Origin of the sequence: Tenacibaculum sp. SSH1-16 (assembly GCF_040104435.1) — a bacterium.
GTDB classification, from domain to species: domain Bacteria; phylum Bacteroidota; class Bacteroidia; order Flavobacteriales; family Flavobacteriaceae; genus Polaribacter; species Polaribacter mesophilus.
Genome location: NZ_JBECOV010000009.1, coordinates 65,756 through 82,932, shown reverse-complemented (window position 1 = coordinate 82,932; position 17,177 = coordinate 65,756). Strand labels below are relative to the sequence as shown.

General features: G+C 31.5%; 14 protein-coding genes. 3 read left to right on the top strand and 11 right to left on the bottom strand.

Translation table 11 applies throughout. The features are described 5' to 3' along the window. Nucleotides 1–62 precede the first annotated feature (62 nt). The 10 genes from nqrF to ABMY20_RS11695 form a co-directional block, all read right to left on the bottom strand. A complete protein-coding gene (gene nqrF, locus ABMY20_RS11740; protein WP_172644829.1) occupies nt 63–1,382 on the bottom strand; it encodes an NADH:ubiquinone reductase (Na(+)-transporting) subunit F in 1,320 nt (439 codons plus the stop codon). Next, a complete protein-coding gene (gene nqrE / locus ABMY20_RS11735; protein ID WP_099215192.1) occupies nt 1,379–2,137 on the bottom strand; it encodes an NADH:ubiquinone reductase (Na(+)-transporting) subunit E in 759 nt (252 codons plus the stop codon). The genes nqrF and nqrE overlap by 4 nt, the downstream gene beginning before the upstream one ends. 31 nt (nt 2,138–2,168) lie before the next feature. After that, nucleotides 2,169–2,813: an NADH:ubiquinone reductase (Na(+)-transporting) subunit D gene (locus ABMY20_RS11730; RefSeq protein WP_047788329.1), complete on the bottom strand. Its 645-nt coding sequence runs from the start codon at nt 2,811–2,813 to the stop codon at nt 2,169–2,171. Nucleotides 2,814–2,815: 2 nt separating this feature from the next. Further along, nucleotides 2,816–3,556: a Na(+)-translocating NADH-quinone reductase subunit C gene (locus ABMY20_RS11725; RefSeq protein WP_047788328.1), complete on the bottom strand. Its 741-nt coding sequence runs from the start codon at nt 3,554–3,556 to the stop codon at nt 2,816–2,818. 2 nt (nt 3,557–3,558) lie between these two features. After that, nucleotides 3,559–4,764 (bottom strand): NADH:ubiquinone reductase (Na(+)-transporting) subunit B, encoded by a 1,206-nt coding sequence (locus ABMY20_RS11720; RefSeq protein WP_047788327.1) that lies wholly within the window; start codon nt 4,762–4,764, stop codon nt 3,559–3,561. Between the two features lie 3 nt (nt 4,765–4,767). Beyond that, nucleotides 4,768–6,120, bottom strand: coding sequence for a Na(+)-translocating NADH-quinone reductase subunit A (locus tag ABMY20_RS11715; RefSeq protein WP_239178479.1), 1,353 nt, complete (start codon nt 6,118–6,120; stop codon nt 4,768–4,770). 158 nt (nt 6,121–6,278) lie between these two features. Further along, nucleotides 6,279–7,409 (bottom strand): cytochrome c peroxidase, encoded by a 1,131-nt coding sequence (locus ABMY20_RS11710; protein WP_349265361.1) that lies wholly within the window; start codon nt 7,407–7,409, stop codon nt 6,279–6,281. A gap of 31 nt (nt 7,410–7,440) precedes the next feature. Next, entirely contained in the window at nt 7,441–8,949 is a 1,509-nt protein-coding gene (locus ABMY20_RS11705) for a DUF6850 family outer membrane beta-barrel protein (RefSeq protein WP_349265360.1), read from the bottom strand. Nucleotides 8,950–8,985: 36 nt separating this feature from the next. Continuing rightward, nucleotides 8,986–10,185 carry a DUF4876 domain-containing protein gene (locus tag ABMY20_RS11700; protein ID WP_167712472.1) on the bottom strand — a complete coding sequence of 400 codons (1,200 nt, stop codon included), beginning with the start codon at nt 10,183–10,185 and terminating at the stop codon, nt 8,986–8,988. A gap of 18 nt (nt 10,186–10,203) precedes the next feature. Beyond that, entirely contained in the window at nt 10,204–12,942 is a 2,739-nt protein-coding gene (locus ABMY20_RS11695; protein WP_349265359.1) for a TonB-dependent receptor, read from the bottom strand. A 137-nt stretch (nt 12,943–13,079) separates the two neighbouring features. Here ABMY20_RS11695 and ABMY20_RS11690 point away from each other — a divergent pair, with 137 nt between their 5' ends. Genes ABMY20_RS11690 through ABMY20_RS11680 form a run of 3 tightly spaced genes read left to right on the top strand, consistent with a single transcriptional unit; the run spans nt 13,080 to nt 15,847 of the window. Then, nucleotides 13,080–14,315 carry a DUF5103 domain-containing protein gene (locus tag ABMY20_RS11690; RefSeq protein WP_173359311.1) on the top strand — a complete coding sequence of 412 codons (1,236 nt, stop codon included), beginning with the start codon at nt 13,080–13,082 and terminating at the stop codon, nt 14,313–14,315. Nucleotides 14,316–14,366: 51 nt separating this feature from the next. Continuing rightward, the gene (apaG, locus tag ABMY20_RS11685; protein WP_047788321.1) at nt 14,367–14,753 is read left to right on the top strand and encodes a Co2+/Mg2+ efflux protein ApaG; all 387 of its coding nucleotides are present in this window, start codon (nt 14,367–14,369) and stop codon (nt 14,751–14,753) included. Then, complete coding sequence (locus ABMY20_RS11680; protein ID WP_349265358.1) at nt 14,753–15,847, top strand: DUF3667 domain-containing protein; 1,095 nt, start codon at nt 14,753–14,755, stop codon at nt 15,845–15,847. The genes apaG and ABMY20_RS11680 overlap by 1 nt, the downstream gene beginning before the upstream one ends. Here ABMY20_RS11680 and ABMY20_RS11675 read toward each other — a convergent pair. Then, complete coding sequence (locus ABMY20_RS11675) at nt 15,844–17,172, bottom strand: hypothetical protein (protein WP_349265357.1); 1,329 nt, start codon at nt 17,170–17,172, stop codon at nt 15,844–15,846. The genes ABMY20_RS11680 and ABMY20_RS11675 overlap by 4 nt on opposite strands. Between the last annotated feature and the right edge of the window lie 5 nt (nt 17,173–17,177).

Sequence of the window (17,177 nt, the reverse complement as noted above, 5' to 3'; positions counted from 1 at the left end):
AACACAAAAAAAACCGATACAAATTTGTATCGGTTTTATAATATAAATGGAGTATTATGTTTCTATCCTCCAAAGTCATCAAAACGAATGTTTTCGTCATCTAGACCAAAATCTTCACCCATTTTTTGTACTGCTTTGTTCATTAATGGTGGCCCACAGAAATATAATTCTAAATCCTCAGGACTTTCATGCTTAGATAAATATTGGTCTATTACAACTTGGTGAATAAACCCAACAAAACCATCTCCGCTTTCATCATTAATATCTTTTTTAACCTTCCAGTTATCTTCTTCTAATGGCTCAGATAATGCCAAGTAGAATTTAAAGTTTGGAAAGTCTTTTTCTAACGCTCTAAAGTAGTGAATGTAGAATAATTCTGCTTTAGAACGACCTCCGTACCAGTATGTTACTTTCCTACCAGTCTTTAAAGTTCTAAATAAATGATAAATATGTGAACGCATTGGTGCCATACCAGCTCCACCACCTACATATAACATCTCTGCATCAGAGTCATTGATGAAGAATTCACCATAAGGTCCAGAAATAGTTACTTTATCTCCTGGCTTTTGATTAAAAATATACGAAGATGCCACCCCTGGATTTACATCCATCCATCCGCCTTTAGCACGATCAAAAGGAGGTGTTGCTACACGAACATTTAACATGATTTCTCTTCCTTCTGCTGGATAAGAAGCCATAGAGTATGCTCTCTCTACAGTTTCTTCATTCTTCATTACTAATGGTCTTAGGTTAAATTTATCCCAATCAGCCTCAAATTTATCTGGTTCACCTGGATGATCTTGTGGATGCGCAGAAATATCCATATCAGCATATTTTACTTCACATGGTGGTATTTCAATTTGAATATACCCGCCTGCTTTATAATCCATTTCTTCAGGAATCTCAACTACAAACTCCTTAATAAAGGTTGCTACGTTATAATTTCTTACAACAGTTGCTTCCCATTTCTTAATTCCGAAAATTTCTTCTGGAATAGAGATATCCATATCTTGCTTTACTTTTACCTGACATGCTAAACGGATACCGTGTTGTAGTTCTTTACGTGTAAAGTGTGGTGTTTCTGTAGGTAAAGCTTCTCCTCCACCTGAATTTACATGACACTCACATTGTACACAAGAACCACCACCACCACATGCTGATGGTAAAAAGATTTTCTCATTACCTAAGGTAGATAATAAAGTTCCTCCTGATGCTACTTCTATTGTTTTTTCACCATTGATTGTAATTTTTACAGGTCCAGATGGTGCCAATTTTTGCTTAACAAATAATAATAAAGCTACCAAAACTAAGATTACCGCTAAAAACGCTAATACTGTAATAGCAACTGTTCCTCCTGTGCTTACTTCTAAAAATACCATTATTCTGTAATTTCTTTAGTGTTATTAGCTAATTCTTCTGCCTTCTCTTCAGTCTTTTCAGTTTCCTCTACTACCTTTTCTTCAACTTCTTTCTTTTCAACCTTAACTTCAGCAGTTTCTTCTTTTTTACCTGCATCATCACCTCCTGTTAACATTCCACCGAAGCTCATAAACCCGATAGCCATTAAACCTGTAATAATGAATGTAATTCCTAATCCTCTTAATGCTGGTGGCACAGAAGAGTATCTGATTTTTTCACGAATAGCAGCAATTGCTAAAATTGCTAAAAACCATCCGATTCCTGAACCAATACCATACGTAAATGATAAACCTAAAGTTGGAATTTCACGAGATTGCATAAATAATGACCCTCCTAAAATTGCACAGTTTACTGCAATTAATGGTAAGAAAATACCTAAAGAGTTATATAATGCTGGCGCAAATTTTTCAACTATAATTTCTACTAATTGTACCATGGTTGCAATTGTTGCAATAAACATGATAAATGACAAGAAACTTAAGTCATAATCTACATATTCCTCTCCTAACCACTTTAAAGCTCCAGGTTGTAATAGGTATTGATCTAACAACCAGTTTACTGGTACTGTTACTGCTAATACAAAGATTACAGCGGCACCTAAACCTACGGCTGTTGATACTTTTTTAGATACTGCAAGGTATGAGCACATTCCTAAGAATGTAGCAAATACCATGTTATCTATAAATATCGATTTGAAAAATAATTCTATATGTTCCATTTTCTATATTTTTAATGAACACTAACTTAAGTTAGTCTTCTACTAATGCTTTATTTCTTGTACGTTGTACCCAAATAATAATACCCACAACAATTAATGCCATTGGTGATAATAACATAAATCCGTTGTTTTCGTATCCTAAAGCATACAATCCTGTTTTCTCGATAGGATCACCTAATACTTTAAATCCTAATAAAGTACCTGAACCTAATAACTCTCTAAAGAAACCTACAATAATTAAGATTACTGCATATCCTAAGGCATTTCCTATTCCATCTAAAAACGATCTCCAAGGTCCGTTTCCTAAAGCAAAAGCCTCAAAACGTCCCATAATAATACAGTTGGTAATAATTAACCCAATAAAAACCGATAAGGTTTTACTTAAATCGTATGCAAATGCTTTTAACACTTGGTCTACGATAATTACTAAGGTTGCTACTACGATTAACTGTACAATAATTCTAATTTTTGATGGAATAATATTTCTCATTAACGAGATTACTACATTCCCTACTCCTAATACAAATAATACCGATATAGACATTACAATAGAAGCTTTTAACTCTGCTGTAATTGCTAATGCAGAACAAATTCCTAATACCTGAATTGTAATTGGGTTATTATCTGCTAATGGATCAGTAATTAACGCTGCGTCTTTTTTTGATAAAAGTCCCATATTTATTTTAATGTTTTAAAGTAAGGTACGTATAAACCTAATTCAGATTTAATCATTGCAGCTACTCCGTCTCCAGTAATAGTTGCTCCTGCAATTGCATCTACCTCGTTATCATTTTTATCTTCATTCTTTGGATCATTGTTCGATTTAGAAACTGCAATTCCTTTAAAAGAACCATTGCTCATTAAATCTTCTCCAATAAAATCGTCCATAAAGTAACGTTGCTTAATGTTAGCCCCTAAACCTGGTGTTTCTCCTTTATGATCGAAGAAAACTCCTTGAACTACCATGTTTTTATCCATTGCAACATATCCCCAAATAGCATCCCAAAGACCTTTACCTCTAATTGGAGCGATATAGAAAGTTTTTCCTTCCTTTTCACCTACAAATAATGGTAATTTTCTTGTTTTTCCTTCTTTAGCTGCTGTTTGTTGCTTTTTTACATCAATTAAATACGCTTTAGAATCTTCAGAAGCATTATCTCCTTCAATTACTAATTGTTTTTTTATGTATTTAGCAAACTCGTCTGCTACTTTATCTTTTGAAACAAACTCTACACTTGTTTCATCGTTTTCGTTTACACCCATTGCATACAAAATATTTTGCTGCTTCTCGATACGTTTGTTAGCATCGATTGTTGGGCGAAGTGATGACGCTGTAAAAGCTAACAACGCACCCACTACTAGTACCATTCCTATTGCGAATGCTACCGTATATACATTACTATCTGTCTTCTTACTCATAATTAGGCAGTTTTAGCTTTTAAACGTTTTAATCTTCTTTTTACATTACCTTGAACTACGTAATGATCAATTGTTGGAGCAAATACATTCATTAATAAGATTGCTAACATTACTCCTTCTGGATATGCAGGGTTGAATACACGAATCATAATTGAAATAAAACCAATTAAGAATCCATAAATCCATTTTCCTTTGTTAGTTTGTGATGCTGTTACTGGATCAGTTGCCATGTATACAGCACCAAACGCAAAACCTCCAATTAATAAATGCTTCCAAAAATCTAAACTCATTAATCCGTAAAACTTGCTTGTTTCACCAATCCATCCCATATCAACTACTTGATTGAAGATGAATCCCATTACTAAAGCTCCAATAACTGCAGATAACATAATTCTCCAGCTTCCAATCTTTGTAAAGATTAAGAATAAAGCTCCTAATAAGATTAATAATGTTGATGTTTCTCCTACTGAACCTGGAATGAACCCAAAGAACATATCAGAAACTGAATAATTTAATGGTTGTGACTGTGCCAAACTTCCTAAAATTGTTTCTCCTGAAATGGCATCAGCTGTTCCGGCAGCTTCTACTGCTCCTTGAACCCATACTTTATCTCCAGACATCCATGTTGGGTATGCGAAGAATAAGAATGCACGAATAGTTAAGGCAGGGTTTAAGATGTTCATTCCTGTACCTCCAAATACTTCTTTACCAATTATAACTCCAAATGCTACTGCTACTGCTAGCATCCATAATGGTAAATCTACTGGTACAATTAATGGAACTAACATTCCTGTTACCAAGTACCCCTCTTCTATCTCATGCCCTTTGATTATACAAAAAACAAACTCTATTGCTAAACCAACCGCATATGAAACAATTACTAATGGTAATATTTTAACCAAACCTATTAGAAAGTTACTCATATTCCAAAACTCTCCAGAAAAGAAACCTGTTGCATTTGAAACGGCTTCTATTTGAAGATTATGCTGATACCCTGCATTGAACATACCAAAAAGCAAACATGGTATTAATGCCATAATTACCGTATTCATGGTACGTTTTAAGTCATCTGCTGCCTTAATATGAGTTCCGCCGTGCGTTACCTCTTTTGGCATATAAAGAAAAGTATGAAACCCACTAAATAAGGGAAACCACTTTTTTTCTTTATGTTCTTCTCTAAAATTATCTAATTTTTGTTTTAAGCCCATATCTTATCCTAATTCTTCTCTCATTAAATCTAATCCTTCTCGAATTATTTTTTGGTGAGGTTGTTTCGATACACAAATAAATTCTGTTAATGCAAAATCTTCTGGTGCAATTTCGTAAGCCCCTAATCCTTCCATTTCGTCCAGATCTTTATACATACAAGCTTTTAATAATTGCATCGGATAGATGTCTAACGGAAAAATTTCTTCATAAGAGCCTGTTACTACAAATGCTCTGTGTTCTCCGTTAGTATTTGTATTTAAGTCATATTTTTTCTTTGGGTTTAACCAAGAAAAAGTTAATGCTCTAGAAGTAGATATTTTGTTAAAAACTGGTTTATTCCATCCAAAAAACTCATAATCATCTCCTTCTGGGATAGCTGTAATTAAGTTATCGTAGTATCCTAAGAAACCATCTTCTTTAACTTCTAAACCACTTAAAACATTTCCACTAATTACACGAGCATTATCAGCCTCTAAATTTCCTTTAACAACATCAGATATTTGTGCCCCTGCTTTTGCAGTTACATACTGTGGTTTGTTAAATTTAGAACCTGCTAAGGCAACAGTACGAGTAATATTTAACTTCCCTGTTAATAATAGCTCACCTATTACTACTAAGTCTTGAGGCGTAACTACCCACACAACTTCTCCTTTATTAATAGGATCAATTTGTGCTATTTGTGTACTTACATTTCCTACCGGGTGTGGACCTGAAACTTTATGTAGTTCAACTCCTTTCACATCTTTAAATGGTGATAGTGTTGAGTTTTTACCTACAGAAACATGTACTTTACCTGCTGTTAACTTTGTTAACGCTGTTAAAGCTGCTTGTAATTCTGCTTCTTTGCCTTTTAACGCATAATCATAATCAGCTGCTAAAGGCGCACTTGCATAGGCAGATACAAAAATTGCTTTTGGTGCTTGATTAGGATTTGCAACTACGTCATACGGACGTTGTTTTATAAACGGCCAACAACCTGAAGCAAACAAGTGGTTTTTCACCTCTTCTCCAGACATTGTGTCTACATCTTTTTTACCAAAATCTTTGTATTCCTGCTGTGCATCAGCAGTGATTTTAATTGCTAAAACTTTTCTTCGTGCTCCACGAACGATTTCTGTAACTTTACCGCTAACAGGACTAGAAAATAAAACACGCTCGTCACTTTTTGAATAAAAAAGTGCTTCTCCTGCTTTTACTTCTGTACCTTCTTTTGCTAAAATTTTAGGAATAACGCCGTGAAAATCATCTGGCTTTACTGCAAACAAACTACCTAATTGAAGTTCAGTAGTTATCTGTTCTGCCTCGCCAACTAGCTTGATATCCAAGCCCTTCTTAATACGGATGTCTTTTGACATAGGAACTGATTAATTTGATTTTCTTAAAAACACGCAAATTTAAAAATTTTGCATCCCTTTGCAGAACAAAACCTTTCTTATCTTTAAAAAACAACATTATTTATACTTATTCTAAATTAGCTTTTGCTTTTTTAAGCTTCTTATCGTAGAACAAACAGTCATCGTGGTACTTCTGGAATCTCCATTTTGTACTTTGTTCCATTTAAAGCTTTTAGAAAAGCTACTAAGTCATTAATTTCTTCATCGGTTAAGTTTAAAGGTTTCATTAACGGGTCTACCACTGGAAACAATGAGTCTTTCTTTTTTTCTTCAAAAGATGGGTTTAACATCTGCATACCACTGTTATACATGTTTACCACTCCTGTTAAGTTATCAAAAAAACCATTGTGCATCCATGGTCTTGTATTAAGTAGATCTCTTAAAGAAGGGGTTAAAAATTTTCCAACATCTTCACTATTCTTCGTAACATTATAACGTCCTAGATCTTCTTGTTCTCTCTTGTAATATGTTAATCCTATATTATGAAATTTTTGATCTGTAAAAAATTGCCCATGATGACAATTCATACATCTTGCTTTTGTTCTAAAAAGATGTAACCCTTTAATTTCAGAATCTGTTAATGCTTTGTAACTTCCTTTCATAAATCTATCTACCTTACTAGGTTGACTTTTTATAGTTCTCTCAAAAGCTGCAATTGAACTTAAAACCTGCTCTATTGTTATATTTTCTTTTTTATAAACCTTTTTAAAAAGCTCTTCATATCTTTTTACTTTTTGAAGCTTACCAGGTAGTTCATCAATATTCATATTCATTTCATTATGAGCTGTTATAGGCCCCAGTGCTTGATTTTCTAAAGAAGCTACTCTACCGTCCCAAAAAAAGATTTTTTTTGATGCTACATTTAAAATTGTAGGTGCATTTCTAGAGCTTTGTAAATGATTATGACCCGTAGATTTTTCGGTATGAGTTGCCCATCCCATTTCTGGATGATGACAAGAACTACATGATATTTGATTTGAGGACGATAATTTGGGATCAAAAAAAAGTAGTTTACCTAGCATAACTTCTGGCTTTTTTATGTCTTCGAAATAATTGTAATTTATTTCTATGGGTTTCATTTCTTGCCACTCAACCCCCTCGTCAATGATTGGTTTTGGCCATTTTGAAATTGGTTTTTTATATAAGTCAACTATGGAATAACCTTTGTTTAATTTTTCTTCTTGTGAATTATGTTGCTTGCATGAATACAACACAAGGATAAGAATAAGGTATTGTAAAAATCGTGTCATTTTTTGTTGCGAAAGAAAATAAAAGGAGCATTTAAAAACTTACTCCTGTTGATATTGTATATAAATTATTTATTGCAGTGTTAACTAGAGCTGTTTCTGTATTAATTCCAACGAAAACATTAATTTTTTCCGCTACACTATAATCTAGCTTAAGTTTTACTCCTGAATTAATATAATTAGAGTTTAGCAATTCATTATTTTGATGAAGCATGTTTGATATGGAAACTTGATTATCGTTTCTTAACAAAGATTTCCCTTTTAAAACAGCTTTATAATTAAAGTTTACTACTGCAGAAAACAATATTTTCTCATTAACACTTGTTGTATATCTAGAGACAAATCCGACATTAAGATTATCAACATACTGGTAACTTCTAATTAAAAAATAGTCTTCTTTGTATTTTTGATAGTTAATATATGGAGAGAAGTACATAAAATACTTTTCAGCGTCTTTATAGTAAAGTGTACTTAATTGATAAGTAGTGTTATTTAGTTTGTAATTTTCGTTTTGACCTATAATTTTGAGTGTTGATCCAGTTCTTGAAGAAAGAATAGACTCTAATCCTTTTTTTTCTTGAACCTGATACATTAGTTTAACCCCAAAAGTTTGCCCTTTTTTCGTAAACAATTTTACCAAAGAAGCGTTTATATCGTTGCTTTTTAAGCTAGACAACTCTGTAGATACTGCTTCACTTAAAAATTTACTTATTTTCAATTGTTTTGTGTTTACATACAGCCATAAATCATTATTTTTTATTGGCTGTAACTGCATTCCTAAATTAAATCCACTACCATCATAAAAAACACTTTTATAAGTTCCTCTTACAATATCATTAAAATATCCTAAGCCATTTAAATGATAAATCTCGGGTACTGAAATTTGATTAAAAAAACGAATATCATTGGATTGTGTATATTTCTGAAAACCTGCATGAAGCCCTAAGTCAACCCCAAAAAGATCTTTAAAATATACTCCTGATTTTATTTGAAAATTTGAACTTACGTCTTTTACTCTTGGATCTCTACTTCTACTAGCTAAGTTTGCTTTGTATTGTAACTGTGTTCCAAAATCTATTTTTTTAGTTGTTTTTGCATACCCTCCTAAAAAGTGATAACGCTCGTTACTTAAGTTTCCTCCTACCGAATCTGCTGTAATGTATGGATAAATCAAATCATAATCGATAGCTTCATTCCATACTTTATTTTTTTCTTCAATATTACTATAACTGGCTTTACCCCAAACTGTTTTTGTACTATCTATCGGATAAAAAGATGAAGCGGATATTTTAAAACCACTTTCTTTTCTTGGTTTTTGAATAGTATACATTTCATTAGCAGCATTAGAGTATGTTGCTTTTAATCTTGAAAATTGTCTAGTACCAAAACCCTGCATTAATGCAGGGTTTTGAAAAATATTTTTATAAAATTGTTTTTGATTATTGTGTTGTTTTATTTTTTGTAGCAGTTTTATATTTTCTTGTGCAAAAAACTTACCACTAAAAAGCAACACAAGACAAAAAAATATTATTTTAATTTTCATTTTTTGTTATATTAAAAAACAACTTTATGTAAAAACTTATTGTACAGAAAGGCTTGCTTCTGGAATAAAATCATTTGCTGAATTGTTAGTATCTTGCAATAAACGTACTCCATCTATTTCTTGTAACACTTTTCTCTTCACAGATTTTCCGTAACGTGAAGCATCTCTATCAACTTTTCCACAGTAAGTATAACCGCTATCTAATGAAGCGTCTGTTACTACCCATTCAAACTCTGACTCTACACTCATATTAACCGCATCTACAATCCATTCGTTAGGAATCTTATAATCAGATTCATTTTGCGGTATCTCATATTCACCAAAAACAAATAACCACTCATAGTTGTACTTATAATCACTTATATAATTGGTTTGATTTACGCCCTCTGGCAACCTTACTAATACGTAACTATTAAACCCTCTGTTATGAGGCACTATTCTATCGTAAAAATTGATTACATTAGTTACAGCAGGGTTATCCACATCATCTGTTCCTTCATAAAACATTTCAAAATCTGCTGAACTTAAATCGATAGATTTTGCATTATTTTCTTTATGATTAATACCTCCTAATGCTATAATTAATGATTCCCCTGGCTCGACAGCATATTCTTTACCAGACCCTGGAATCTGAATCATTGAACTGGTTGTAAAGTCAGTTTTCATAACATCTGGCGTATATTCTTGTTTATCTACAGTTAAGAATTTAGATTGCGCTAATATTAATCCGTCTGCATATAAAACTTCGTCTGTATTGTTATATATTTTAAAATATTGATCACCGTAGTATTGCTCTCCTTCTGGCGTTAACGTTCCTGTAAAGAATACTTCTTCAATAATAAAATCTTTACTAAAAGCTTTTAACGCTAATTGAATATCTTGTGCTTGTACATCACTTACAAAGTTTAACTCTGGTACAAACGCCACAACAACCCCTTCTCTTGTTTCACCATTTAAATCATATTGCACCTTACCAGAAACAGACACTTCGTAACTTCCTTGATTTAATTCTATGTTAACAAGGTTTGCTGTTACTTTTTGCTCTTGTTTTTCTTTAGTATTAAGCTCTGTAAACGATATAGTAACATCTGTATATTGTGTTATTTTTACCAAGTCCGATGGGTTTAATAAATTAAAAGTCGCATCACTTTTTCTTATTAACACCTCAGGGTCGTCACTACAAGACGTAAAAACTAGTAGTGTAATTACTGTTAAAAAATATGCTATGTTTTTCATGTAAAAGTATTTGTATAATTAAAAATTAAAATTGAGTTCCATTCCAAAATAGGGGTCGATAAAATTTCGCTGTGTTACTTGTTGGTTTGCTGTTGTATTTCTGTCATAATAGTTAAACAAATTGTTTACATACATAGAAACCACAAAATTTTTGTAAAACTTTTTTGAAATTTTAATGTGTGTATTTAAGCCCAGGGGACTCTCTCTGTATGCAACCTCTCCATCCCCTCTTACATCTAAGATTAAAGATTTTAAAACAGGGTCGTTAGCCTCTACTATGGTATAGGGCACAACAGTACCATCATTTTTTACATAATGTGTAGGCACACTACTTTCAGGCAAATAAAACGACTTAGTATACCATTGTACATCCATTCTAAAAGAAGTAGTTAAACCTAAATTCTGCAAATAGGTATCTGCTGTAAAACTTGTTTGTAACGACTCTTTAAAAGAGTTGTTATTAGCCATTTTATACAAACCAATATTGGTGTAGTTTACACCTCCTATAATTGCTGTTTCCGATTTATATCTTGGTAATGAATTAAAATATTCACTTTGTAACCAAGCACCATTAATTGTAAAGCGTGTTTTTAATGCCTCAATTCTTTTAGTAGCATATTGAAATTCTACTCCCTTTTTAAATATTGAGCTTCCATTACTTTCTTGTGATGATAACGCTAAACTATTTACTGTTTTGTAGGGTAAATTTTCTACGAGCGGCGCACTTGTTATCGTTTCATGGTTTAACCCTGATACATCATATTTTTTATAATTTACCTGATGAAAATTACTAATTGTTCTAAATCCAGAAGACATTTTTTCATCAAAATAAGTTATGTACAATGAGTGATGATCATAGTTTAACCCTAATCTTACTTCTTTTTTTACATTTAAAGCAGGCTGAATTTTGTAGTTTACTTGTGAAAACTTGTATGTTTTATAATGAACTTGTCTATACTCTTTAATATTATGATAATAGTTTAATTGCTCATAGTCTTCATACAACTCTTGCGGATATAACATATTTAGTGTTGGTAATTTATGATGTTTACCATAACCACTTGTTACCTCTATCTTTAAAGCTTCGTTATTATTGAATTTTATTGCAGGAAAGGCTATCTTAAGATTAAGTCTAGGATCTAAAAACAGCTCATTATGTATAGCGTATTTTTTATTGAGCCCTAAAAACGATGTTCCTCTAACACCCGCTCTTAAAGTAAAATTTGTAGTGTTTACATCCCACTTTATTTCATCTTCTACATAAAAAGCCAATGATTGCATTGCTGGTATTTCTTTGTATGTTCTCGGTCGTGTTTTAATCGACGGAGAAGGTGGTAATTTACGATCGTATACTTGTCCTAACCCATTATTTTTAGCATATAAATAATTGACACCTAACGTAATATTGTTTTTAATTTTGTATGCTGAAAAATTTAAAATTCCAGAAAAATCTGCAAAAATATCTAAAGGCTTCCCATCAATTAATTGGTTAGACACGTAACTAGGTAAAAGATAAAAACCATAGCTCTCTCCTGCTTCTGTAGCCAATGGAAGTGCTGTTGCATCCCATAATTGAACCCATCTGGTCTGCTTTATTTTATCAAAAGACTGGTTAAAGCTTGTTTTAAAGTTTATGTTTTTTAATATACCTTCAGAAAAATCAATGTTAAACTCGTTAGACACACGAATACTATTATATGAGGATTTAAAAGACTCATATTTATCAAAAGGAACATCTGGATCCGATTTTTCACCATCTACAGTACCTGTATAATCTACATTTAAATTCCAACTAACAGGATTTCTTTTTTCAAACAACTTTTCTAACCGTAAAGATGTAGTGTATCTTTTATAATTTTCGTAGTTATCTCTAGGATCTGCTTTTGCATCTAAATACGCTACATCAAAATTAAGTTTTAAGTTTTCTTCGTTAAAATTGTATCCTTTTCCTAAAGAATACAGCTTACTAAAACCATCTGATTTTATTCTAGATTTCCAGCGTGTATATCCATTTTTACGCTTTATCTTTACTAAACCACTACTTAAATCTCCGTATTTTGCAGAAGCTACTCCTCTTACAATTTCTACCTTCTCTATCTCATCAGTAGATATTGATCGCATATCCACTCCTCTTCTTACTGTATTTCTATTATAATCTTTCGTAGATTTATTTACTGGTGCTGCCTCTACCACCTGTTGCAAGTTTGCATTAGTGTTTATTGGTACACCATCTACCAAAAAAGAAACACCTAATAAAGAAGTATCGTAATCTCTATCAGAAGAACCTACCTCTCTTAAACGTAAATGAGTAGATGCATTTAAATTACTATTAGTTATGTTTTTACCTGGAAGCAAACTAACCAAATCTGTAAAACTACTGGGCTGTAAATGACTCATCGCCTTTCTATCTACTAGAGACGAGGAGGTCATTCCTTCAGATTCTTTAGCTGTTATTACCACTTCTTGTAATAACTCTTTATTTTCTCTTAAAACTATAGTAACTATACTATCTTTTGACGCTAAAATTACTTTAGAAAAATCTAAATAAGCAATGTGATTAACCTTAATCGTATAGTTGTCTTTTTCTACATTAAAAAAAACTTCTCCTTTTTTATCAGTTACCTTTGCTTTGGAATTTATAAAAACATATGCATCTTCTATTGGGCTACCTAATGTGTTACTAACCTTAAAACCAATCTTTACTTGCGCCTTTGAAATTGCTGCCACAAACAACAACATAAAGAAACCAAACTTCATACCCCTCTTAATTTGAAATGCAAAAGTATAAATTATCTTTATTCAATCTAAATAAAAAATAAGTAAATTAATGTTTTATATATTCGTAGTTTTACAAACTGAATCTTCATGTTTTTTAACGTATTAAGGCTTTATAAATGCGATTATCAAATTATTTTTTATTATTCTTTGCATTGTTATTTTTGAATATTCAAGCTCAAAATGTAAAAACAGTACAACTACGACCTAAAAATAACCCAAACTTTTATGCCCCTATTGTTCGCTTGGGTGATGTTTTAAAATTATCTTTTGATGATTTAGATGCTGATAGCAAACAGTATTTATACAAAATTGAACATATGACTCATGATTGGAGACCCAGTTCAATAACAAGTAATCAATACATTCAGGGTTTTGAACAAAACGAAATCTTCAACTTTACTAATTCCTTTAATACACTCCAACCTTATACTCATTATTCTGTAGAAATCCCTAATGAGAACACAATTATCACAAAAAGTGGTAATTATTTAATTTCTGTTTTAGATGAGGATTATAAAGTTGTTTTTACAAGACGCTGTGTCTTTTACGAAGATATTACCACCGTTGGTGTTGCTGCTTTTAGAAGCAGAAATACAACAACAACCAACCAACAACAAACCGTTCAATTTTCAGTTAATCACTCAGGTTTACAAATCAATAATCCTTCTCAAGAAATTAATGTTACATTGTTTCAAAACCATAATTGGAATACAGCTATTACTAATCTTCAACCTATTTTTATAAAACCTCAACAACTTTTATATAATCACACTGTAAAAACTAATTTCTGGGGTGGGAATGAGTTTTTAAATTTTGACACTAAACTGATACGAAACTCTAGTTTAAATGTTGCTAAAGTAGAACGCAAAAACGTATACCACAGCTACCTCTACACAGACGAGCCTAGGGCTGATAAAACATATACCTACAACCCTGATATTAACGGACAGTTTGTTATAAGAACCACTGAACGTGATGTTGTTGACAATAGAGATAACACTGAGGCTGATTATTCTTTAGTTCATTTTTCTTTAGATGCTTTTGAGCCTTACGAAAACAAGGAAGTTTATGTTTATGGAGCTTTTAACAACTACGAATTGTCTGAAGAAAATAAAATGACCTATGACCCTTCTCAGAAAATTTACAAGGCAATTTTACCTTTTAAACAAGGCTTCTACAACTATAGCTACGCTACTTTAAACAAGAAAAAAAACATTGACTTACACGAGGTTAACGGTTCTTTTTATCAAACTGAGAATGAATATACCGTAATTGTTTATTACAGACCTTTTGGTGAAATTTACGATAGAGTAATTGGTGTTGGTTACGGTTTTTTTAACCAAAATAGGTAAGGTATTTATGTAAACGTTGACTAAAAACTGAAAAAGAACTATCTTTATCATATGTTTCAGCAAATTACAAAAGGTATTAAGGTTTCTGTAAAAACGTCTTTTAGAGGCTCAGTTTACAGAGAGCATCGGCAATACTACGCTTTTAGTTATTATGTTTCCATAGAAAATAGTTCGAAAGAAACTGTAAAGCTATTGGAACGTTTTTGGGTTATTTTTGATGCTCTTAACAATACTGAATATGTAGAAGGTGAAGGTGTCGTTGGTGAAACTCCAATCTTAAGACCTAACGATATTTATAATTACAGATCAAATTGCTTTTTACTATCTACTACAGGTGCTATGGGCGGCAATTACAAGATGATTAACGTAGAAACTTTTGAGGAATTTCTTGTAATTATTCCTACTTTTCAATTAACCACCTCTTCTATTTTAAATTAATGATTAAGAAAAATAAAGTTCCGGTTATTAAAGATGCTAACTGTTTAAATTGCGGATGTCCTTTTACTAATAACGAAAAGTTTTGTCCTGAATGCGGACAAAAGAATAGAGGTAAGAAAATTACACTAAGTGTTTTTCTTCGTGAACTTTTTGCTGGTTTTTTCTCTTTAGATACTAAGTTTTGGCGAACACTAATCCCTTTACTAATAAGACCTGGAAAAGTTTCAAAAGACTATATAGAAGGAAAAAGAATTAAATACACAAATCCTTTTCGGTTCTATTTAGCTACATCTATTATTTTTTTCTTAATCATAAGCTTAACAGACAGTTACAAAAAGTTTGAAGAATTAAGGATTGGACGTTCATCTAATATCAAAATAAATAATGATGACTCAGAGGATATTCAAGTAGATTTGGACTCTATCCAAAGTATCGTTTTTAAACAACTTGAAGAACAAGACTCTATTGACACTAAACAAACTGAAACTGATTCTACTAAAGTTTCGTATAATATAAAACCAAAAACAGTTAAATCAAATCTTAGTAATTCTTTTGATATTATAGAGTTTATGAAATTTCAAAAGACGCATCCAAAAACCTCTATTGATGCTGCTTTGGACAGTTTACAAGTTACCAAAAATTTTAGCAATCGTTTTTGGTATTCTCGCGCTAAAGTTTTTAATTCAATTTTTTTAGATAGAGATGAAGCAAAGAAGTTTTTCCGTCAGGTACTATCATATGCTTCTATAGCACTTTTTGTTCTACTGCCTTTATTTACTTTATTTTTAAAATTTATTTATATTAGAAAAAAATATACTTACGTAGAGCATCTAGTTTTTGTATTTCATGTACAAACTGTGCTATTTCTTCTTTTTTCAATTTTTTATATTATAGACTTTTTTAAACACTCTAATAACTTTCTTTCTATTTTCTTATTACTTTTTATGGTTTACCTATACATTGCCATGAAAAGGTTTTACAATCAAGGATATTTTAAAACATTTACTAAATATATGCTTGCAAATACGATGTTTTTTATTCTAGCCATGCTTGGATCAGCCGCTATATCATTTGCTGCATTTGCCCTGTATTAATTCAAGGCTTGTAAAAAAAAGTTTTTTGAAGTGTTTTTTAACTCTACAGTCGCCTTTAACTCGTTGTTATTAGCTACTAATAACTGCATTGTTTTCACTTTACTTAAATATTTATTTTTAATAGAATAAATACCTCTATCCCTATTCTGATAATCAGCCACGTTAAATAAGAAGTAAAATTTATTCTTTTTATTAACCTCTTTAATTTGCTTATCTCCTTTTATTGACACAAACCTTAAACCTTCTTCTTCGCAAAAGCTATAGGTAGTAAAAAAAGGCATTAATGTTAGAATGTCTTCATTATCTAGTTTTTGAATTGCTCTTTTTTCTTCTAAATACCTGCACAAATCATCTCCATCAACTTCTAAAATCACTTTGGGTGTTATTATTTTTTGAATTTCCTTCTTTTCAACCTTATTAAAATCATCATCGTACTCATAAGTTACAATCGTATCTAATTTTTCTACGAAAGAACTAAGATTAAAATCTATCACTCCATCCCATTTATTAGTAACAGAATCTAATGACAATGTTGTTAGCTTTTTAAACTTTTTCTTAAAATCTACACCTAATCTACTTGTTAATACTTCGGTGTTTAATTTCCCTGACACAGTTACTATCGAACTACCCACTGAAGACGCTTTAAATGGCTTAAACAAGTTATTCTCTTCACTTAACTCTCCTTGAATCTTTAAACCACCTCCATCTGCAGAAAATTCAAAAAAGTCTCCTTGCAAAGTACTTATAACTATTGGCTGTTTACTATCCTTTATCCGCCTTAAGATTAAGTCGTTTTCAGAAAAATAGTTCTCATGACTTAGTTTAGATAATAACTGAGGGAGTATTTGTGCTCCTTTATATTTTTTTAATAGTACTTGCAAAGAATTACCTTTCACTACACAACTTATTACCCCTTTACTATAAACAGTTGTCTTATTTATATTTTTGACTGCAAATCCTTCTTCTTTTAAAGCTTCTTCAAAATTTTGTTTTACAACTATTGGGTTACTAATAAAAAAGTTTTTAAACTCTTGTTCATTAGTATAAAAAAACAAACCAGGAGGCACTTCTACCTCATCTAACCATGTTGTTTTCTTTTTTGCTTTTTTGCTTGTAGATTTCTTGAAGTCTAACTGAGAAAGCGGATGTTTTAAAAAACTACTAAGTATACTATACTCTATTTCTCTAAGATTGAGGTAAACTATAGTTTCAGCTGAAGTTGGTACTTTTTTTTCATAAATTACGGTTGGATTATATCTAAAAAATCCAACCGTAACTATAATACAGCATACTGTTACAAGTATATATGCTATTCTTTTTATCATTTAGC